The 18,610-nt window shown below is 72.3% G+C and carries 18 protein-coding genes; 13 read left to right on the top strand and 5 right to left on the bottom strand.

The genetic code is table 11. The features are described 5' to 3' along the window. Positions 1–50 precede the first annotated feature (50 nt). From AC02VZ_RS17485 to AC02VZ_RS17445, 9 genes are all read left to right on the top strand, one after another. Positions 51–1,106, top strand: a complete 1,056-nt coding sequence (locus AC02VZ_RS17485; RefSeq protein ID WP_432056951.1) for a BMP family lipoprotein — start codon at positions 51–53, stop codon at positions 1,104–1,106. A 167-nt stretch (positions 1,107–1,273) separates the two neighbouring features. Beyond that, positions 1,274–2,887, top strand: a complete 1,614-nt coding sequence (locus tag AC02VZ_RS17480) for an ABC transporter ATP-binding protein (protein ID WP_432056964.1) — start codon at positions 1,274–1,276, stop codon at positions 2,885–2,887. Then, entirely contained in the window at positions 2,887–4,008 is a 1,122-nt protein-coding gene (locus AC02VZ_RS17475; protein WP_432056950.1) for an ABC transporter permease, read from the top strand. The genes AC02VZ_RS17480 and AC02VZ_RS17475 overlap by 1 nt, the downstream gene beginning before the upstream one ends. Continuing rightward, positions 4,005–5,279 carry an ABC transporter permease gene (locus AC02VZ_RS17470; RefSeq protein ID WP_432056949.1) on the top strand — a complete coding sequence of 425 codons (1,275 nt, stop codon included), beginning with the start codon at positions 4,005–4,007 and terminating at the stop codon, positions 5,277–5,279. The genes AC02VZ_RS17475 and AC02VZ_RS17470 overlap by 4 nt, the downstream gene beginning before the upstream one ends. Next, complete coding sequence (locus AC02VZ_RS17465) at positions 5,276–5,680, top strand: cytidine deaminase (RefSeq protein ID WP_432056948.1); 405 nt, start codon at positions 5,276–5,278, stop codon at positions 5,678–5,680. The genes AC02VZ_RS17470 and AC02VZ_RS17465 overlap by 4 nt, the downstream gene beginning before the upstream one ends. 87 nt (positions 5,681–5,767) lie before the next feature. After that, a complete protein-coding gene (locus AC02VZ_RS17460; protein ID WP_432056963.1) occupies positions 5,768–7,045 on the top strand; it encodes a thymidine phosphorylase in 1,278 nt (425 codons plus the stop codon). A 94-nt stretch (positions 7,046–7,139) separates the two neighbouring features. Then, complete coding sequence (locus tag AC02VZ_RS17455; protein ID WP_432056947.1) at positions 7,140–7,724, top strand: Uma2 family endonuclease; 585 nt, start codon at positions 7,140–7,142, stop codon at positions 7,722–7,724. Between the two features lie 79 nt (positions 7,725–7,803). After that, positions 7,804–8,454 (top strand): TetR/AcrR family transcriptional regulator, encoded by a 651-nt coding sequence (locus tag AC02VZ_RS17450; RefSeq protein WP_476475810.1) that lies wholly within the window; start codon positions 7,804–7,806, stop codon positions 8,452–8,454. Positions 8,455–8,486: 32 nt separating this feature from the next. After that, entirely contained in the window at positions 8,487–10,541 is a 2,055-nt protein-coding gene (locus AC02VZ_RS17445; RefSeq protein WP_476475809.1) for a HelD family protein, read from the top strand. A gap of 66 nt (positions 10,542–10,607) precedes the next feature. Here AC02VZ_RS17445 and AC02VZ_RS17440 read toward each other — a convergent pair whose 3' ends face one another. Continuing rightward, a complete protein-coding gene (locus tag AC02VZ_RS17440) occupies positions 10,608–11,531 on the bottom strand; it encodes an AEC family transporter (protein WP_476475808.1) in 924 nt (307 codons plus the stop codon). Between the two features lie 197 nt (positions 11,532–11,728). Here AC02VZ_RS17440 and AC02VZ_RS17435 point away from each other — a divergent pair, with 197 nt between their 5' ends. After that, on the top strand, positions 11,729–12,121 hold the full coding sequence (locus tag AC02VZ_RS17435; RefSeq protein WP_432056943.1) for an STAS domain-containing protein: 393 nt from the start codon (positions 11,729–11,731) through the stop codon (positions 12,119–12,121). On the opposite strand, the gene AC02VZ_RS17430 is transcribed toward AC02VZ_RS17435, so the two are convergent. Both AC02VZ_RS17430 and AC02VZ_RS17425 read right to left on the bottom strand, forming a co-directional pair. Further along, positions 12,005–13,021: a sigma-70 family RNA polymerase sigma factor gene (locus AC02VZ_RS17430; protein ID WP_432056942.1), complete on the bottom strand. Its 1,017-nt coding sequence runs from the start codon at positions 13,019–13,021 to the stop codon at positions 12,005–12,007. The genes AC02VZ_RS17435 and AC02VZ_RS17430 overlap by 117 nt on opposite strands. A 196-nt stretch (positions 13,022–13,217) precedes the next feature. Continuing rightward, positions 13,218–14,501: an MFS transporter gene (locus tag AC02VZ_RS17425; RefSeq protein ID WP_476475807.1), complete on the bottom strand. Its 1,284-nt coding sequence runs from the start codon at positions 14,499–14,501 to the stop codon at positions 13,218–13,220. Positions 14,502–14,564: 63 nt separating this feature from the next. On the opposite strand from AC02VZ_RS17425, the gene AC02VZ_RS17420 reads away from it, so the two are divergent. Next, the gene (locus tag AC02VZ_RS17420) at positions 14,565–15,518 is read left to right on the top strand and encodes a LysR family transcriptional regulator (RefSeq protein WP_432056940.1); all 954 of its coding nucleotides are present in this window, start codon (positions 14,565–14,567) and stop codon (positions 15,516–15,518) included. A gap of 36 nt (positions 15,519–15,554) precedes the next feature. On the opposite strand, the gene AC02VZ_RS17415 is transcribed toward AC02VZ_RS17420, so the two are convergent. After that, a complete protein-coding gene (locus tag AC02VZ_RS17415) occupies positions 15,555–16,316 on the bottom strand; it encodes an alpha/beta hydrolase (RefSeq protein ID WP_476475806.1) in 762 nt (253 codons plus the stop codon). 112 nt (positions 16,317–16,428) lie between these two features. Between AC02VZ_RS17415 and AC02VZ_RS17410 the strand changes: the two genes are divergently transcribed. Beyond that, positions 16,429–17,586, top strand: a complete 1,158-nt coding sequence (locus AC02VZ_RS17410; RefSeq protein WP_476475805.1) for an adenosine deaminase — start codon at positions 16,429–16,431, stop codon at positions 17,584–17,586. Between the two features lie 139 nt (positions 17,587–17,725). Beyond that, complete coding sequence (locus tag AC02VZ_RS17405) at positions 17,726–18,079, top strand: ATP-binding protein (protein WP_476475804.1); 354 nt, start codon at positions 17,726–17,728, stop codon at positions 18,077–18,079. A gap of 304 nt (positions 18,080–18,383) precedes the next feature. Here AC02VZ_RS17405 and AC02VZ_RS17400 read toward each other — a convergent pair whose 3' ends face one another. Further along, positions 18,384–18,584, bottom strand: coding sequence for a PspC domain-containing protein (locus AC02VZ_RS17400; RefSeq protein WP_432056936.1), 201 nt, complete (start codon positions 18,582–18,584; stop codon positions 18,384–18,386). Positions 18,585–18,610 lie beyond the last annotated feature (26 nt).

Raw genomic sequence — 18,610 nt, 5'->3', positions numbered from 1 at the left:
GCGCCGTTGCTGATACCGTCCGGCGCTTTGTACGACAGGAGCACCACATCATGCGCCGGATTTCCCGGATCACGGTCGCAGGCGCAGCGACCGCCTCCCTGGCCCTCGCCCTCTCCGCCTGCGGCGGCACCTCGACGTCCTCCTCCTCGGACTCCTCCGGGTCGAAGGAGGACAAGGGCCTGGCCATCGCGTACGACGTCGGCGGTCGTGGCGACCAGTCCTTCAACGACGCCGCCTACGCGGGCCTGAAGAAGGCCAAGGACGAGTTCGGCTACAAGACCGCCGACGTCGAGCCCACCGACGGCGAGACGGACGCGGACAAGGAGCAGCGCCTGGTCTCCCTGGCCAAGCAGGGCTACGACCCCGTCATCGGCGTGGGCTACGCGTACGCCTCCGCCGTCAAGGGCGCCGCGGAGAAGTTCCCGGACACCACCTTCGGCATCGTCGACGACGCCACCGTCGAGGCCGACAACGTCGCCGACCTGGTCTTCTCCGAGGAGGAGGCGTCCTACCTGGCCGGCGTCGCCGCCGCGGAGACCACCGAGACGGACGTCGTCGGCTTCATCGGCGGCGTGGACATCCCGCTCATCCACAAGTTCCGCGCGGGCTTCGAGCAGGGCGTCAAGGACACCGACCCCAAGGTCAAGGTCATCTCGCAGTTCCTGACCCAGACCGCGGAGGAGGGCGGCTTCTCCAGCCCCGACAAGGGCAAGAGCGCCGCCGAGGGCCAGATCGAGAAGAAGGCCGACGTCGTCTACGCGGCGGCCGGTCTGTCCGGTCAGGGCGTCATCGAGGCCGCCGCCGCCAACAAGGTGTGGGCGATCGGTGTCGACTCCGACCAGTACAAGCAGGAAGCCCTCGCCAAGTACAAGGACTCGATCCTCACCTCGGCGATGAAGGACGTCGCCAAGGCGGTGTACAACCTGGCGCAGTCGGTCGAGGACGGCAAGCCCGCGACCGGTATCGTCAAGGGCGATCTGAAGTCGGGTGAGGTGAGCCTGTCGAACTCCAACCCGAAGTTCGCGGACGACGCCGAGCTCCAGGCAGCCATCGAGAAGGCCAAGGAGAAGATCATCAGCGGCGAGATCAAGGTCAAGTCCAGCTGACACCCCCTCCGAACGACCCTGAGCAGCGTGTGACTCCGGGGTTGCGTCCGCGCCACGGGGTGCGGGGAGCCAGGCTCTCCGCACCCCGTGGGTTCGGTGCGCCACCCCTTTGTATGCCGTAGGGGCGCTACGCGCGTAGACGGCCCCCGTCCCCAGGAGAGTGCGCCATCAAAGCGTCCAGCAGCCCTCCGGCCGGAGCGGCGGTCAACGGTCAGACCGCCGTCGAGCTCGCCGGGATCACCAAGCGTTTCCCCGGCGTCGTGGCCAACCACGACATCCACCTGACTGTCCGCAAGGGCACCGTCCATGCCCTGGTGGGCGAGAACGGCGCCGGCAAGTCGACCCTGATGAAGATCCTCTACGGCATGCAGAAGCCGGACGAGGGCACCATCGCCGTCGACGGCGAGCAGGTCACCTTCGGCTCACCCGCCGACGCCATCGCGCGCGGCATCGGCATGGTGCACCAGCACTTCATGCTCGCCGACAACCTCACCGTCCTCGAGAACGTCGTGCTCGGCAGCGAGAAGCTGTACGGCATCGGCGCCCGGGCCCGCCGCAAGATCAAGGATCTCTCCGAGCGCTACGGCCTGGACGTGCGCCCCGACGTCCTGGTCGAGGAACTCGGCGTCGCCGCCCGCCAGCGCGTGGAGATCCTCAAGGTCCTCTACCGCGGCGCGACCACCCTGATCCTCGACGAGCCCACCGCCGTCCTGGTCCCGCAGGAGGTGGACGCCCTCTTCGACAACCTCCGCGAGCTGAAGTCCGAGGGCCTGTCCGTCATCTTCATCTCCCACAAGCTGGGCGAGGTCCTCTCCGTCGCCGACGAGATCACCGTCATCCGCCGCGGCACCACTGTCGGCACCGCGGTGCCCGCCGAGACCACCTCCAAGCAGCTCGCGGAGATGATGGTCGGCAGCGAGCTGCCCAGCCCGGAGAAGGGCGAGTCGACGGTCACCGACCGTCCCGTCATCACCGTCGACAAGCTCCGGCTGGCCGCCCCGGGCGGCAAGGCCCTGCTCGACGACATCACCTTCACCATCCACGAGGGCGAGATCCTGGGCATCGCCGGCGTGGAGGGCAACGGCCAGACCGAACTCGTCGACGCGCTGATCGGCCTGCGGGCCGCCGACTCCGGCGTCATCCGGCTCGCCGACGAGGAGATCACCGCCTGGAGCACCCGGAAGCGGCGCGAGGAGGGCATCGGCTACATCCCCGAGGACCGCCACCGCCACGGCCTGCTCCTGGAGGCGCCCCTCTGGGAGAACCGCATCCTCGGCCACGTCACCGAGAAGCCCAACGCCAAGGGCATCTGGCTGGACCCCAAGGCCGCGCAGGAGGACACCCGCCGCATCGTCACGACGTACGACGTCCGCACCCCGGGCATCGACGTCACCGCGGCCTCCCTGTCCGGCGGCAACCAGCAGAAGCTGATCGTCGGCCGCGAGATGAGCCACAAGCCGCGCTTCCTGATCGCCGCCCACCCCACCCGCGGTGTGGACGTCGGCGCGCAGGCCGCCATCTGGGACCACATCCGCGAGGCCCGCCGGGAGGGACTGGCCGTCCTGCTGATCTCGGCCGACCTCGACGAGCTGATCGGCCTGTCCGACACGCTGCGGGTGATCTACGACGGCAAGCTGGTCGCGGACGCCGACCCCGCGACCGTCACCCCGGAGGAACTCGGCACCGCCATGACCGGTGCCGCCACCGGCCACCTCGAACACGAAGAGACCCCCGAGACCTCGGCCGACGCCCCCGAGTCTCCGGAAGACGAGGCCCGCTGATGAAGAAGTTCGACAAGGAGCGCGTACTCCTCGCGGTGGCCGGACCGGTCATCGCGCTGGCCGTGGCCTTCGTGCTGAGCGCGATCGTGCTGCTCGCCTCCGGCAAGAACCCCACCGAGCCGTTCGCCCTGATGTTCCAGCAGGCGACGTACTCGGACATCCAGGTCCTGATCATCAACCAGGCGTCGATGTACTACATCGCCGCCCTGGCGGTGGCCATCGGCTTCCGGATGAACCTGTTCAACATCGGCGTCGACGGCCAGTACCAGCTCGCCGCCATGATGGCCGCCATCGTCGGCGCCCACGCCGACCTGCCGGCCGTCGTGCAGATCCCGCTGCTGCTGCTGACCGCCGTGTGCACCGGCGCCTTCTGGTCCGGCATCGCCGGCGTCCTGAAGGTCACCCGCGGCGTCAGCGAGGTCGTCGCGACGATCATGCTCAACGCCATCGCCACCGCGGTCATCGGCTACCTGTGGCTGCCCAGCGTCTTCGGCGTCAAGGTCGGCAACAACAACACCACCGGCGAGATGGCCGAGTCCGGCTGGGTTCCCGGCATCGACATGGGCGACGCGGGCGAGATCTACGGCCTGGTCCTCCTCGCCGTGATCCTCGGCATCGGCTACTGGGTGGTCCTCAACCGCACCCGGTTCGGCTTCGACCTGCGCGCCTCCGGCGCCTCCGAGTCCGCCGCCGCGGCCAGCGGGGTCAGCCCCAAGCGCATGGTCCTCACCGCCATGCTGCTCTCCGGCGCCATCGCCGGACTCGCCGGCCTGCCGATCCTGCTCGGCGACACCCACACCTACAGCCTCAACTTCCCCACCGGCATCGGCTTCCTCGGCATCGGCATCGCCCTGCTCGGCCGCAACAGCCCGGTCGGCATCGCCTTCGCCGCCGTGCTGTGGGCCTGGCTCGACAAGGCGTCCCCCGAGCTGGACTTCCACGGCTACGACAAGGAGATCGCGGTCATCATGCAGGGCCTGATCGTCCTCTCGGTCGTCGTCTCCTACGAGGCCGTCCGCGAGTGGGGCCTGCGCCGCCAGCAGCGCCGGGTCGGCGCGGAGCTCGCCGCGGGCCACGTCCTGGGCGCCGACAACAACACGAAGGAGGTGGCCGGCCGATGACTGCTCCGACCACAGCGACCGACGTCAACCAGCCCTCGCTGCAGCCCACGGCGCCGACCGGCCGCCGCATGTCGCTGCCGGTGCTGCTCCTGGTCATCGCCGGAGCCCTGGCGCTGACCTCGATCGTCCGCCTGATCACCGGCGCCAACGGCATCACCAACGTCAGCCAGATGTCCACCGCCCTCCAGCTCGCCGTCCCGATCGGCCTCGCCGGCCTCGGCGGTCTGTGGGCGGAACGCGCGGGCGTCGTCAACATCGGCCTCGAAGGCATGATGATCCTCGGCACCTGGTTCGGTGCCTGGGCCGGGTTCCAGTGGGGCCCGTGGACCGGCGTCCTCGTCGGCCTCATCGGCGGCGCGCTCGGCGGCCTGCTGCACGCCCTCGTCACCGTCACCTTCAACGTCAACCACATCGTCTCCGGTGTGGCGATCAACATCCTCGCCCTCGGCGCCACCCGCTACCTCGCCCCGCTGGCCTTCGAGGGCCACCAGGGCGGCTCCGCCAAGCAGTCCCCGGCCGTCGAGTCGCTCGGCAGCTTCACGGTGCCAGGGCTCTCCGACGCCCTGCGGGACCTCAACGACAAGGGCTGGTTCTTCGTCTCGGACATCGCGGGACTGCTGGGCGGCCTGGTCACCAACGTGTCCTGGCTGACCCTGATCGCCGTCGCGCTCGTCCCGGCCACCTGGTACATCCTGTGGCGCACCCCGTTCGGCCTGCGCCTGCGCTCCTGCGGTGAGAACCCGATCGCGGCCGAGTCCCTCGGCGTCAACGTCTACAAGTACAAGTACCTGGCCGTGATCATCTCCGGAGCCCTGGCCGGCCTCGGCGGTGTCTTCCTGTCCATCGTCGCCAACCCCTTCTACCTGGAGGGCCAGACCAGCGGACGCGGCTACATCGGCCTCGCCGCGATGATCTTCGGCAACTGGATGCCGGGCGGCCTCGCCATCGGCGCCGGCCTCTTCGGCTACACCGACAGCCTCAACCTGCGCGGCGGCTCCGCCAACGTGCACGCCCTGCTGCTGCTCGGCGCCCTGCTGCTGGTCATCGGCGCGATCTGGCTGGCGATCCGCAAGAAGTACGTCCACGCGGCGATCACCCTGGTCATCGGCGCCCTCGTCTACGCCTGGTACGCCGGCACCAACGAGGTCCCCAACCAGGTCGTCGCGGCCACGCCGTACGTCATCACCCTGGTCGTCCTCGCCCTGTCCGCGCAACGGCTGCGGATGCCCAGGGCGAACGGCATGCCGTACCGGAAGGGACAGGGCAAGTGACCCCGGCCCCGGCGGACGCCGACTGGGAGGCGCTGCGGTCCCTCGCCCGCGAGGCGATGACCCACGCCTACGTGCCCTACTCGGGCTACCCGGTCGGCGTCGCCGCCCTCGTCGACGACGGGCGCACCGTCTCCGGCTGCAACGTGGAGAACGCCAGCTACGGACTCGGCCTGTGCGCCGAGTGCGGGCTGGTCTCCGAGCTGCAACGCACCGGAGGCGGCCGGCTCACGCACTTCACCTGCGTGGACGGCCGGGGCGAGATCCTCGTCCCGTGCGGCCGCTGCCGGCAGCTGCTGTACGAGTTCGGCGGCCCGGACCTGCTGCTGGAGACCCCGGCGGGCATCCGGCCGCTGTCGGAGATGCTGCCCCAGCCCTTCGGCCCGCAGCACCTCACCAAGTAACGCCCAGCGGCCCCCGAGAGCGACGGCCGGTACCGTCGCCCGAGGGGGCCGCACCCTTCGCACCCCGGAAGGAACGCCAGCATGGCCATGGACGCCATCTCCGTCATCCGCACCAAGCGGGACCGCGCCGAACTCACCGACGAGCAGATCGACTGGGTCATCGACGCCTACACCCGCGGGGAGGTGGCCGACGAGCAGATGTCGGCGCTCGCCATGGCGATCCTCCTCAACGGCATGAACCGGCGCGAGATCTCCCGCTGGACGGCGGCGATGATCGCCTCCGGCGAGCGCATGGACTTCTCCTCGCTGTCCCGCCCCACCGCCGACAAGCACTCCACCGGCGGCGTCGGCGACAAGATCACCCTCCCGCTGGCCCCCCTCGTCGCCGCCTGCGGCGCGGCCGTCCCCCAGCTCTCCGGCCGCGGCCTCGGCCACACCGGCGGCACCCTCGACAAGCTGGAGTCCATCCCCGGCTGGCGCGCCCTGCTCTCCAACGAGGAGATGCTGGACGTCCTGGACACCACCGGCGCCGTCATCTGCGCGGCCGGCGACGGCCTCGCCCCCGCCGACAAGAAGCTCTACGCGCTCCGCGACGTCACCGGCACCGTCGAGGCCATCCCGCTGATCGCCTCCTCCATCATGTCCAAGAAGATCGCCGAGGGCACCGGCTCCCTGGTCCTGGACGTGAAGGTCGGCACCGGCGCCTTCATGAAGACCCTCGACGACGCCCGCGAACTCGCCCGCACCATGGTCGGCCTCGGCACCGACTCCGGGGTGAGGACGGTCGCCCTCCTCACCGACATGTCCACCCCCCTCGGCCTGACCGCCGGCAACGCCCTGGAGGTCCGCGAGTCGGTCGAGGTCCTCGCCGGCGGCGGCCCCGCCGACGTCGTCGAGCTGACCCTCGCCCTGGCCCGCGAGATGCTCGACGCGGCGGGCCTCAAGGACGCCGACCCGGCGAAGGCCCTGGCCGACGGCTCCGCGATGGACGTCTGGCGCCGCATGATCGCCGCCCAGGGCGGCGACCCGGACGCCGACCTCCCCGTCGCCCGCGAGCAGCACGTCGTCAAGGCACCCTCCTCCGGCGTCCTGACCCGCCTCGACGCCTACGATATCGGCGTCGCCGCCTGGCGCCTCGGCGCGGGCCGCGCCCGCAAGGAGGACCCGGTGCAGGCCGGCGCCGGCGTCGAGCTCCATGCCCGCCCCGGCGACGAGGTGACCGAGGGCCAGCCCCTCCTCACCCTCCACACCGACACCCCGGACCGCTTCGACTACGCCCTCACGGCCCTCGACGGTTCCTACGACATCGCCGCCCCCGGCACCGGCTTCACGCCCACCCCCGTGGTGCTGGAACGTATCGCCTGACCTGCGCTTTCCCCGATCGGGTGAACGGGACCGGTGGACCCCACCGGTCCCGTTTCGGCATGCTGTACTCGGTGACGCACCGAAGGAGACCGCCATGAGCGCACTCACCGTGAGCCAGGACCCCGAACAGAGCTGGGACGACCTCGTCCGGTTCTGGGAGGAGACGGAATGGCCCGAGGGCAGCAGGGTGGAGATCATCGAGGGGATCGTCACCGTGTCACCTGCTCCCGCTTTCCGCCACAATCTCATCGCGGAGAGTATTCAGCGTCGCCTCTATTCCGTGATCTCCGAAGACATGGGGATCTTTCAGACGCTGGCCATCGCCGTGCCGTCCCGGCTCGGCATGCTGATTCCGGACCTCGTGGTGGCTCCGCGGCGTGAGCACACGGAGTCGGACACTCATATCCCCGCCGCTCTGGCGGAACTGGTCGTCGAGGTCACCTCCAAGTCCAACGCCCGCCACGACCGCGTCAGCAAGCCCGCCGCCTACGCCGCCGCCGGCATCCCGCTGTTCCTCCTGGTCGACCGCTGGGCCCCCGAGGGACCGGCCGCGACCCTCTACGGCGACCCCGAGGGCGACGTCTACCGGCCCCTGCTCACGGCAAAGTTCGGTGAGCCGCTGAAGCTCCCCGCCCCCTTCGACCTCGTGATCGACACCGCGGAGTTCCCGGCCCCCTGAGGGCGCGGGCGGCACGGGGCCGTGACGCGGGCCGGGAGGCGGGGCGGAGTGCCGACGGACGCTGCGTAGGCTGCGTGGCATGGGCGACGAGGGCGGGCTGCGCGAGCGCAAGAAACGGCAGATGTACTGTCGGCTGTCGGACACGGCCATCGGACTCTTCCTGGAACGCGGGTACGAGCAGGTGACCGTCGCCGATGTCGCGGCCGCGGTCGACGTCTCCAAGCCGACGCTCTTCCGGTACTTCCCGGCCAAGGAGGATCTCGTCCTGCACCGCCTGGCCGACCACGTGGGGGAGGCCGGCCGGGTGGTCGCCGGGCGCCCGGCCGGGCAGTCTCCGCTGGAGGCCCTGCGGCGCCACTTCCTGGACGGGCTCGACCGGCGTGACCCGGTCACCGGCCTGAACGACGATCCGGACGTCCTCGCCTTCCACCGGCTCCTGTACGGGACGCCGTCCCTGGTGGCCCGCCTGCACACCCACGTCGAGCGGGACGAGGCGGCCCTCGCCGAGGTCCTGGACGGGGAGTACGGGGGTGGCGTCCGGGCGCGTCTCGCCGCCGGTCAGATCGTCGCCGTCCGGCGCGTCCTCGCGCAGGAGAACTGGCGGGGCGTCACCGCGGGGCGTGACGCGGACGCGCTGTACCCCGAGGCCGTGGCGGTGGCCGAGCTCGCGCACGCCCAGCTCGAAGCGGGTCTGCCGCACCTGGCCCGCCCCCATCATGTAACTGAGTAAAAAATGTGACTCGGTTACATTACTCTCGGAGTATGACACGCTCCGACTCCGTCCTCGACGACGCCCTGGCCCGGGAACGCGCCTACCACGACACCTGCCGAACCGCCCTGGAGGCCATGTCCGAGGGCGCGCAGCGCTACGTCGTGACCGGCGAGGACACCTCGGCGTCCGGTGCCGACGCCGAAGTGCTCGGTCACCGGCTGCGCAGCCGGGCGAAGGAACTCCGCGATCTTCCCGAGGGACCGCTGTTCTTCGGTCGGCTGGACTTCACCGAGGACGCGGGGGCGGCCGGGGACCACGCCGGGCAGACGTACCACATCGGGCGGCTCCGGGTGGCGCACGATCCGTCCGCACCGCCCCTGGTGGTGGACTGGCGTGCCCCGGTCGCGCGCGCCTTCTACCAGGCCGGCGCCCGCGACCCCCGCGGTGTCGCCGTCCGGCGTCGCTTCGGCTGGTCGCCCGGGAGCCGCGGCGACGCGAAGGACCTGACCGGGCTGGAGGACGAGCACCTCGCCGAGGGCGAGGAGACCAGGAGCGACATCGTCGCCGGTGAGATCGAGCGCCCGCGCGTCGGCCCCATGCGGGACATCGCCGCGACCATCCAGCCGGACCAGGACGACCTGGTGCGGGCGGCCCTCTCCACCTCCCTGTGTGTCCAGGGGGCTCCGGGCACCGGCAAGACCGCGGTCGGACTGCACCGGGCCGCCTACCTCCTGTACACCCACCCGGAGCGCATCCAGCGCCGGGGCATGCTGGTCCTCGGGCCCAACCGGGCCTTCCTCTCCTACATCTCCGCCGTGCTGCCCGCACTCGGCGAGACCGGCGTCCGGCAGTCCACCCTCGAGGAGGAGATCGCCCGCCACCCGGTCACGGCACGCGACAGCGACGCCGCAGCGCTCCTCAAGCACGACCCCCGCATGGCGCGGGTCCTGCGCCGTGCCCTCTACGCGCGGGTGAACGCCGGAGCGGCCCAGCCGCTGGTCCTGCCGGACGGCTCCTACCGCTGGCGGGTACCGGCCGACGAACTGGAGAGGACCGTCCGTGACGTGCACGCCGAGGAGCCCCTGTACGCGGTGGGCCGGGAGCGGGTCCGCGACCGGCTCGTCCGGGCCGTCCGGCACCAGGCCGAGCGCCGTGGCGGTCCACGCTCCCGGACCTGGGTCGCCCGGGTGGCCCGGGCCCGGCCGGTCACCACCCTGCTGGACGCCGTCTGGCCCGCTGTCAGGCCGGAAGAGGTCCTGACCGGCCTGTTCGGCCGGCCCGGCGTGCTGGCCGCCGCTGCCGAGGGAATCCTGACGCCGGACGAGCAGGAGGTGCTCACCTGGAGGAAGCCGCCGCGCTCGGCCGGGTCGGCCCGCTGGTCGGCGGCGGACCTCGTCCTCCTCGACGAACTCGCCGGCCTGATCGAACGCCCCGCCGGCTACGCGCACATCGTGGTCGACGAGGCACAGGACCTGTCGCCCATGCAGTGCCGTGCCGTGGCCCGCCGGTCGTCCTTCGGCTCCGTCACCGTTCTCGGGGACCTGGCCCAGGGCACCACCCCGTGGGCCGCGCACGACTGGCCCCGGTTCCTCGCCCACCTGGGGAAACCGGATGCCGTCGTCACCCCGCTCACCACCGGCTTCCGTGTCCCGGCTGCCGTGGCCGAACTCGCCAACCGCCTCCTGCCCCAGCTGAACAGGGAGCTTCCGCCCGTCCGTTCCCTGCGCCGTGACGGGGACGTGAGGATCGAGGCGTCCGCCGACCCGGTCGCCGCCACCGTCGCGGCGGTGAGCACCGCGCTGGAGCACGACGGATCCGTCGGCGTGATCGCCGACGACGCCACGACCCCCGCCCTCCACCGGGCCCTCGCGGCGGCCGGATTCGCCGTGTCCGCGCCGGACAGCGGGGGAACGCGGCTCACCGTGGTCCCGGCCTCGACCGTCAAGGGGCTGGAGTACGACCACGTGGTGCTGGTCGAGCCGTCGGCCGTCGTGGGGGCCGATGCCCGCGGCATGAACCGCCTCTACGTGGCGCTGACCCGGGCGGTCTCCCGCCTGCACATCGTGCACGGCGCCCCGCTGCCGCCCGCACTCCGGCCCCGCTGAGCCGCGACACCGCGGAGTTCCCGGCCCCCTGAGGGCGCGGGCGAGGTGCCCTTGTGCCGACCGGGCTCACCCCAGCACCGCCGCCACGATCACCAGCACCGGGACCGACAGGATCGTCGACACCAGGATGGCCTCCCGGGCCAGGGTCTCGCCGGCGCGGTAGCTGGTGGCGTAGGTGAAGAGGTTCTGGGCGGCGGGGAGGGCGGAGGTGACGACCACGTCGAGGAGGAGGGCGCCGCGGAGGCCGAAGACGCCCGCCGCGAGGGCCCAGGCGACCGCGGGCTGGACGAAGGACTTCAGGGCGACGGCGAGCAGTACCGCGCCGCGCTCGCCGTTGCGCAGGGGCAGGGTGCTGCCGCGCAGGGAGATGCCGAAGGCGAGGAGGACCGCCGGGACGGCCATGTTGCCGATGAGGGTGAGGGGGTCCATCACCGGGCCGGGGATCTCCAGCCCGCCCGCCGACACCGCCACGCCCGCCAGTGAGCCCACCGCGATCGGATTGCGCAGCGGGGTCAGCAGCCGCCGTGCCAGGGACTGGCGGGTGCCGTCGGCGGTGGCCAGGTCGAGGACGGTCAGCGCGACGGGGGTGACGCCGACGAGCTGGAACAGCAGGACCGGCGCCACCAGCGAGGCGTCGCCGAGGACGTACACGGCGATGGGGATGCCGAGGTTGCCCGCGTTGACGTAACCGGAGCACAGGGCGCCGATGGTGGTGCGGGCCACGCCCCAGCGGCGGGCCACCCCCACGGCCACGAAGACACCGGCCACGCCGACCGCGCTCAGCGCCGTGACCAGCAGTCGGCTGGAGAAGACCACCGACAGGTCGGCGCCGGCGAGGATCGTGAACAGCAGCGCGGGGGACGCCACCCGGAAGGCGAGCCGGGTCAGCACCTCGCTGCCGTGCGGTCCGAGGTGGCCCCGGCGGCCGATGAGGTAGCCGGCGCCGATGACGACGGCGATCACCGCGAAGCCGCTCAGCACCCCCTGCACGGCGGCCCCTGACGGTGGAGCACGGCACCGGGCGCGACGGGCGGAGGGGGTCTGTGGCACATACAGCCAACCCTCCGGGGGCGGGCGTGCCGGGGTCAATGTGATCCTCGTGGCGCGCTGCCGCGGCCCGCGCCCCCCGCGCGGCCTCCGCCGCCTTCCTCGGGGACGGGCCCGCGCCGGACCCGCGCCCGGGGGCGATGAGTTCCGCCCGCCCGCCGGGTCTACCGGTCGTGGATGCCATGACACCGCCCGTACTCGTGCTGCGGGGCCCCGTCACCCGGGACGGGGTGCGGGAGCCCTGCGACGTGCTGCGGGCGCTGCTGGACGGCGGAGGGGGCGGCTGCCGGGTGGTCGTGTGCGACGTGGCCGGGCTGGGGCCGCCCGGTCTCGCGGCGGTGAACCTGCTCGCGCGTCTGCAACTGCTCGCCCGCAGGACCGGCGGGCGGATCCGGTTGCGCGACCCCGATCCCGCGCTATGCGTGCTGCTCGACCTGGTCGGTCTCTCCTTCGAGGTGGAGGGGCAGCCCGAACAGCGGGAAGAACCGCTGGGTGTCGAGGAAGCAGTGGAATCCGGTGATCCGCCCGTCTGAGATCTCCAGGGCCTGCACCGCCCAGGGCGTGTGACCGCCGGACTCCGGGTCGGGCTTGTACTGCGCGAACCCGGGCAGGCCGTTGACCTGGACCGGAAGCAGGCGGGAGTGGGCGCAGGCGGCGCCCATCGTGGTCATGAAGCCGGTGATGTCGTCCGCTCCGGTCAGCCACAGGTCGAACGGCGGCATCGTCATGATGGCGTCCTCGTGCAGCAGCGCGGTCAGGGCCGTCATGTCGTACCCCTCGAACGCGGCCATGTACCGGTCCAGGAGCTTCTGCTGCTCCTCGTCCAGGGGGTCGGAGACGGCCGCGTCCTCCCCCGGCTGCCGCCGCTCGGCGAGCGTCGCGCGGGCCCGCTGCAGCGCGCTGTTCACCGAGGCGACGGAGGTGTCCAGCAGCTCGGCGACCTCGCTCGCCCGCCATGCCAGCACCTCCCGCAGGATCAGCACCGCGCGCTGCTTCGGCGGCAGTTGCTGGAGCGCGGCCATGAAGGCCAGCCGCACCGACTCCTTGGCGACGGCCGCCTCCGCCGGGTCCTGGACGGTGGGCAGTACCCGGGCGTCGGGGACCGGCTCCAGCCAGGTGTGGTCCGGTCGCGGTGACAGGGCGGCCTGCGCGAGCGGCGTCGACTCGCTGAGGTCCATCGGGCGGGCCCGCTTGTTGCCCGCCGTGAGCATGTCCAGGCAGACGTTGGTCGCGATGCGGTACAGCCAGGAGCGCAGGCTGGAACGCCCCTCGAACCTGTCGAAGCTGCGCCAGGCCCGGACCATCGTGTCCTGCACGGCGTCCTCCGCCTCGAAGGACGAGCCGAGCATCCGGTAGCAGTACCCGGTCAGTTCGACCCGGTGGGCCTCCAGCCTGGCGTCCAGGTCCGCCGTCGTCGCCGTGCCGTTCGTCATCGTCCACCCGCCCCTGTGGCCTGTCCGTGGTGCGTCGTCGCATCCAGCACTTCGGAAGCTACCGCAGCCCACTGACAACGGCCCGGCGAGCGGGGGAACACGCAGGTCGGAGCGGGATCGCGCCGAGCGGGCGGCGGGATCGGGACGGAGGAGGACGAGGGGGTGGGGGAGGAGACCGGGAGCGGCCGGCGCCCGGTCAGGCCGCCGCGGCCACCCGGCGCTCCACCCGGGCCGCGCGCGTGCCGAGCAGGGTGATCGCCCCGACGCCGGCCACCGCGACGAGTCCGACGCCCACCGTCCCCGCCCAGCCGGTGCCGTGGAAGGCCAGCGCCCCCACCGTGCTGCCGACGCTGGAGCCGACGTAGTAGGCGGACTGGTAGAGCGCCGACGCCTGGGCCCGGCCGCGGGTCGCGGTCCTGCCGACCGCGGAGGACGCCACCGCGTGCCCGGCGAAGAAGCCCGCGGTGATCAGCACCAGGCCGAGCAGGACCAGGGCCAGCGAGTCCGCCAGGGACAGCAGCAGTCCCGCCGCGGTCGTCGCGCCACCGGCGTACAGGGCGCCCCGGCGGCCGAGCCGGCTCACCAGGCGGCCCGCCGCCGACGCCGACACCGTGCCGACCAGGTAGACCAGGAAGATCGAGCCGACGATGCCCTGCGGGAGGGAGAACGGTGCCTCGGTGAGGCGGTAGCCGATCACGGTGTAGACACCGCCGAACACCGTCATGAACAGGGCGCCGATCGCGTACAGCCGCCGCAGCAGCGGGTTCGCGAGGTGGCCGCGGACCGTGCGCACCAGCACGCCGGGGCGCAGGGAGCCGGGACGGAAGTGCCGTGGCGCGGGCAGCAGCAGCCGGAAGGCCACCGCGCAGCCCACCGCGAGCACCCCGACGACGGCGACGGCGACCCGCCAGCCCCACTCCTGCGCCACCCAGCCGGTGAGGACCCGGCCGCTCATGCCGCCGACGCTGTTGCCCGCGACGAACAGCCCGATCGCGGTGACCAGGGCCCGGGGGGTGACCTCCTCCGCGAGGTACGCGGTCGCGGAGGCGGGCAGGCCGGCCAGCGCGGCCCCCTGGAGCGCCCGCAGCGCCACCAGGACACCGAGGGAGGGCGCGAACGGGACCAGCACGCCGAGGGTGACCGCCACGGCCAGGGACGCCGTCATGACCGTCCGCCGGCCGTAGCGCTCGGAGAGGGCGCTCATCGGCAGGACGAACAGCGCCAGCCCGCCGGTCGCCGCCGCCACCGTCCAGCTCGCGTCGCCCGCGCTCACCCCGAGGTCGCCGGAGAGCAGCGGCAGCAGGGCCTGCGTCGAGTACAGCAGCGCGAAGGTGGCCACTCCCGCGAGGAAGAGGGCGAGGCTCATCCGGCGGTAGCCGGGGCCGCCCGGGGACATCCGGGACTCGGCGGGAGGCGGGGAGGAGGGAACGTTCGGACCGGCGTCCACCAGGGTGGACGCCCCGGTACTGGCGGGAGACATGCCTCGAACGTACGGAGGCCCCCGCTGATCCGTCCAATGCATGGAATCGCCATAATCGTTCCCATGGTGCATCAGCAGAGGTCAGAGGGTCGCCTGTCACAGTCCGGTGACACAGAAGACATGGTGATGTCGCTCGCTCCCCGCCTCGCGTACTTCGCGGGCGTGGCCCGGACCGAGCACGTCACGCGGGCCGCGCAGGAGATGCAGGTGCCGCAGTCCACCCTGTCCCGGGCCATGGCGCGGCTCGAACAGGACCTCGGCGTCGACCTGTTCGCGCGCCACGGCCGCACCCTCTCCCTCACCCCGGCCGGCCGTACGTTCCTCGCCTCCGTCGAACGGGCCCTCGCCGAGGTGGGACGGGCGGCGGAGGAGGTCCGTGCCGACGCCGATCCGGCCACCGGCAAGGTCGCCTTCGGCTTCCTGCACACCATGGGCGCGGAGACCGTGCCCGGCCTGCTGCACGACTTCCGCGCCGACCACCCGCGCATCCGCTTCGCGCTCGTCCAGAACTACGGCGAGGCCATGCTCGAACGGCTGCGCGCGGGCGACCTCGACCTGTGCCTGACCTCCCCCGTGCCGGACGCCCCCGACCTCGTCGCCCGCCGCCTGGACGAGCAGAAGCTGCGGCTGGTCGTGCCCGCCGACCACCGGCTGGCCGGCCGCCGCCGCATCCGGCTCGCGGAGGCCGCCGACGAGACCTTCGTGACCCTGGAGCCCGGCTACGGCCTGCGCCGCATCACCGACGACCTGTGCGGCCGGGCCGGGTTCCGGCCCCGGGTGGCGTTCGAGGGCGAGGAGGCGGAGACGCTGCGCGGCCTGGTGGCGGCCGGCCTCGGCGTGGCGCTGCTGCCCCCGCCGGCGGTGCCCCGCCCGGGGGTGGTGGAACTGACCGTCACGTCCCCGAGGGCGGCCCGTGAAATCGGCGTGGCGTGGCTGGCGGGCCGCCCGGACACGCCTCCGGTCGCGGCCTTCAAGAAGTTCCTGCTCTCCCGCCGGGGCGCGCTGCTGCCGCACTGAGGGCGCCGGGACCGGGGCGGGAGGCCGGGCGATGCCTCAGCGGCGCAGGGACGTGCCGAACCCGGCGGCCAGGGGCATGCGCAGGCCCAGCGGCGGCGGCGCCGCGAGGGCGTCCTGGACCGGACGGGAGAAGGGACGCCCGAACAGCACGCCGCCCACGAAGTTCTCCGCGAGGGCGAGCACTTCGTCCCGGTACTGGCTCAACCCGTGGCCGTCGGCGTGCACTTCGAACCGGCACACGTCCCGGTTGGCCTTCTTCGCCCGCGCGGCCAGCCGGAAGGACAGCTCCGGGTCGGTCCGCGCGTCGTGAGTGCCGTGCACGATGAGCACGCGCCGGCCCGCGAGCTGCTTCACCGGTTCGGGTGCCTCCGCGCCGCCCTCCGGGGGCAGCCAAGGGGCCAGTGCGACGACGGAGTTGACGGCGTCGTGCCCGCCGGCGCGCAGCGCGGCCCGGCCGCCCATCCCGAGTCCGGTGAGGCACACGGGGACGTCCCCGTAGCGCCGTACGGCCTCGTCGGCGGCCCAGGACGCGTCCTCGGCGAGATGGGCCCGGCCGCCGTTCCAGCCCCGGTAGCGGTAGTGCACGACGTGGACGACGAGGCCGTCGGTGCGGCCCGTGCGGCCGAGCCGGCGCCCCAGGGAGCGGACGGAGGCGGCCGCCAGCATCGGGGACGGCCTGCGGGTGGAGACCTCGTCACCGGTCGGCAGCAGGAGCACCACACCGCTCACCGCCGTCGGTTCGGGACCGAGGGCCTTGCCCAGCCGGGCCGTGCGCACCGGCGTCGCTTGCTGTGCCATGACAGAACGTTCTCAGAACTCGGGCCGAACCCGCCCCGCCCGTGCGGTCACCGTTACGTATCGACGGATTCGTACACCGGTGATCTACGCGCGTAGGGGTTACAGTGCCGAGATGACCAGCCAGAGCATCGCGAACACGCCGACGGCGGATCAGATCCGCCGGGCGCCCAAGGTTCTGCTGCACGACCACCTGGACGGCGGGCTGCGTCCCGGCACCGTCGTCGACCTGGCCCGGGAGAACGGCTACGACCGGCTGCCGGAGACCGACCCCGGCAAGCTCGGCCTGTGGTTCCGGGAGGCGGCCGACTCCGGTTCCCTGGAGCGCTACCTGGAGACGTTCTCGCACACCGTCGGCGTCATGCAGACCCGCGAGGCGCTGGTCCGCGTCGCCGCCGAGTGCGCCGAGGACCTCGCCGAGGACGGGGTGGTCTACGCCGAGGTCCGGTACGCCCCGGAGCAGCACCTGGAGGGCGGGCTGACCCTGGAGGAGGTCGTCGAGGCGGTCGACGAGGGCTTCAGGGAGGGTGAGCGGCGGGCGCGCGAGAGCGGCCGCCGCATCCGGGTCGGCGCCCTGCTGACCGCCATGCGGCACGCCGCCCGGGCCCTGGAGATCGCCGAACTCGCCAACCGCTACCGCGACCGGGGTGTCGTCGGCTTCGACATCGCGGGCGCCGAGGCCGGGTACCCGCCCACCCGGCACCTGGACGCCTTCGAGTACCTGAAGCGGGAGAACAACCACTTCACGATCCACGCCGGCGAGGCGTTCGGGCTGCCGTCCATCTGGCAGGCCCTCCAGTGGTGCGGCGCCGACCGGCTCGGTCACGGCGTGCGCATCATCGACGACATCCAGGTCCGCGAGGACGGCACGGTGGAACTCGGCCGGCTCGCCTCCTACGTCCGCGACAAGCGGATCCCGCTCGAACTGTGCCCCAGTTCGAACCTCCAGACCGGGGCGGCGGACTCCTACGCTGAGCATCCCATCGGACTGCTGCGGAGCCTGCATTTCCGCGCGACGGTCAACACGGACAACCGTCTCATGTCGGACACGAGTATGAGCCGGGAATTCGAGCACCTTGTCGAGGCGTTCGGTTACACGCTCGACGACCTCCAGTGGTTCTCCGTCAATGCGATGAAATCAGCTTTCATTCCTTTCGATGAAAGGCTGGCCATGATCAATGACGTGATCAAGCCCGGATATGCCGAGCTGAAATCCGAATGGCTGTTCCGGCAGACCGCCTCCACCAGCGGTTCTGCCGACGAAAAGGGCTGACCTCCACGGTATGCGCACACGGGAAATGTGGACGGTGTTCACCATCCGTCCGCATTTCGATGTTTGCGGTGGGCGGTACGGCGTGTTTACGGTCACAGCACCGCTCACATCCCCGTATCGCATTCGAGGACACATCTTCATGAAGCAGTCTGCTGCCAAGACCCTCGGCGTCGCCGCCCTCGGTGCCGCCTTCGCCGCCGCCGGTGCGGGCGCCGCCAACGCGGCCCCGGCGCTCCCCGACGCCGGTTCGGCGCTGGACACCGTCACCCAGGCGCTCCCGGCGGAGAACCTCTCCGGCGTGCTGCCCGGCGCCGAGCGCGCCCTGGAGACGGGTCAGCACGTGGCGGGCACGGGCATGACGGCGGCCCAGCCGGTCGCCCAGCAACTCCTCTCCGAGGGCCCCACCCAGCCCGTGGCCGGCCTGCTCGGCGGCCTGCCGCTCCAGGGCCTGCCCCTCCAGGGCCTCCCCGTCAACGGCCTCCCGCTCGGCTGACCCACCCAGGCGGAACCGCGCCGACGGGGCGCCCCGGTGTGCGGGGCGCCCCGTCGGCGTGTCCGGGGGTGCGTGTCCGGGGGTGCTGCTCGGACGTGCCTGTCCGGACGCGGCGTGTCCGGCACCCCGCGGCGTACTGGCTGCACCTCGGGTGCTTCGGGCAGCTCTGTGTGCCTCGGGTACACCGTGCACTTCGGGTGCACCGTGCACTTTGGGTCACCATGCACTTCGGGTGCTTCGGGCGGGAGCGGTGCCGGGGTGGATCGTCCCCCACGGGGCCGTCCGCGCCCGGCGCCCGCCCGCGTCACCAGGCGGCCCGTTGCCTGTCCTCCGACGGCAGCAGGATCCACAGCGCGATGTACAGCAGGAACTGCGGGCCCGGCAGCAGGCAGGAGACGAGGAAGATCACTCGCATCGTGGTCGTCGAGGTGCCGAAGCGCCGGGCCAGCGCGGCGCACACTCCGCCGAGCATGCGGCCGTGGGTGGGTCGGGCGAGGCGGGACATCGTGGCTCCTTCGTGAGCGGTCCGAG

Source organism: Streptomyces sp. 3-6 (genome assembly GCF_056323165.1).
Note: the sequence above shows the minus strand (reverse complement) of the source record. Positions and strands in the feature narration are given on the sequence as shown.

Coding starts and splice junctions, on each gene's coding strand:
- AC02VZ_RS17485 (WP_432056951.1), top strand. CDS start 51: ATGCGCCGGATTTCCCGGATCACGGTCGCAGGCGCAGCGACCGCCTCC.
- AC02VZ_RS17445 (WP_476475809.1), top strand. CDS start 8,487: ATGACACGCTCCGACTCCGTCCTCGACGACGCCCTGGCCCGGGAACGC.
- AC02VZ_RS17400 (WP_432056936.1), bottom strand. CDS start 18,584: ATGTCCCGCCTCGCCCGACCCACCCACGGCCGCATGCTCGGCGGAGTG.
- AC02VZ_RS17420 (WP_432056940.1), top strand. CDS start 14,565: ATGGTGCATCAGCAGAGGTCAGAGGGTCGCCTGTCACAGTCCGGTGAC.
- AC02VZ_RS17475 (WP_432056950.1), top strand. CDS start 2,887: ATGAAGAAGTTCGACAAGGAGCGCGTACTCCTCGCGGTGGCCGGACCG.
- AC02VZ_RS17405 (WP_476475804.1), top strand. CDS start 17,726: ATGAAGCAGTCTGCTGCCAAGACCCTCGGCGTCGCCGCCCTCGGTGCC.
- AC02VZ_RS17410 (WP_476475805.1), top strand. CDS start 16,429: ATGACCAGCCAGAGCATCGCGAACACGCCGACGGCGGATCAGATCCGC.
- AC02VZ_RS17425 (WP_476475807.1), bottom strand. CDS start 14,501: ATGTCTCCCGCCAGTACCGGGGCGTCCACCCTGGTGGACGCCGGTCCG.
- AC02VZ_RS17460 (WP_432056963.1), top strand. CDS start 5,768: ATGGACGCCATCTCCGTCATCCGCACCAAGCGGGACCGCGCCGAACTC.
- AC02VZ_RS17435 (WP_432056943.1), top strand. CDS start 11,729: ATGAGTTCCGCCCGCCCGCCGGGTCTACCGGTCGTGGATGCCATGACA.
- AC02VZ_RS17450 (WP_476475810.1), top strand. CDS start 7,804: ATGGGCGACGAGGGCGGGCTGCGCGAGCGCAAGAAACGGCAGATGTAC.
- AC02VZ_RS17470 (WP_432056949.1), top strand. CDS start 4,005: ATGACTGCTCCGACCACAGCGACCGACGTCAACCAGCCCTCGCTGCAG.
- AC02VZ_RS17430 (WP_432056942.1), bottom strand. CDS start 13,021: ATGACGAACGGCACGGCGACGACGGCGGACCTGGACGCCAGGCTGGAG.
- AC02VZ_RS17415 (WP_476475806.1), bottom strand. CDS start 16,316: ATGGCACAGCAAGCGACGCCGGTGCGCACGGCCCGGCTGGGCAAGGCC.
- AC02VZ_RS17455 (WP_432056947.1), top strand. CDS start 7,140: ATGAGCGCACTCACCGTGAGCCAGGACCCCGAACAGAGCTGGGACGAC.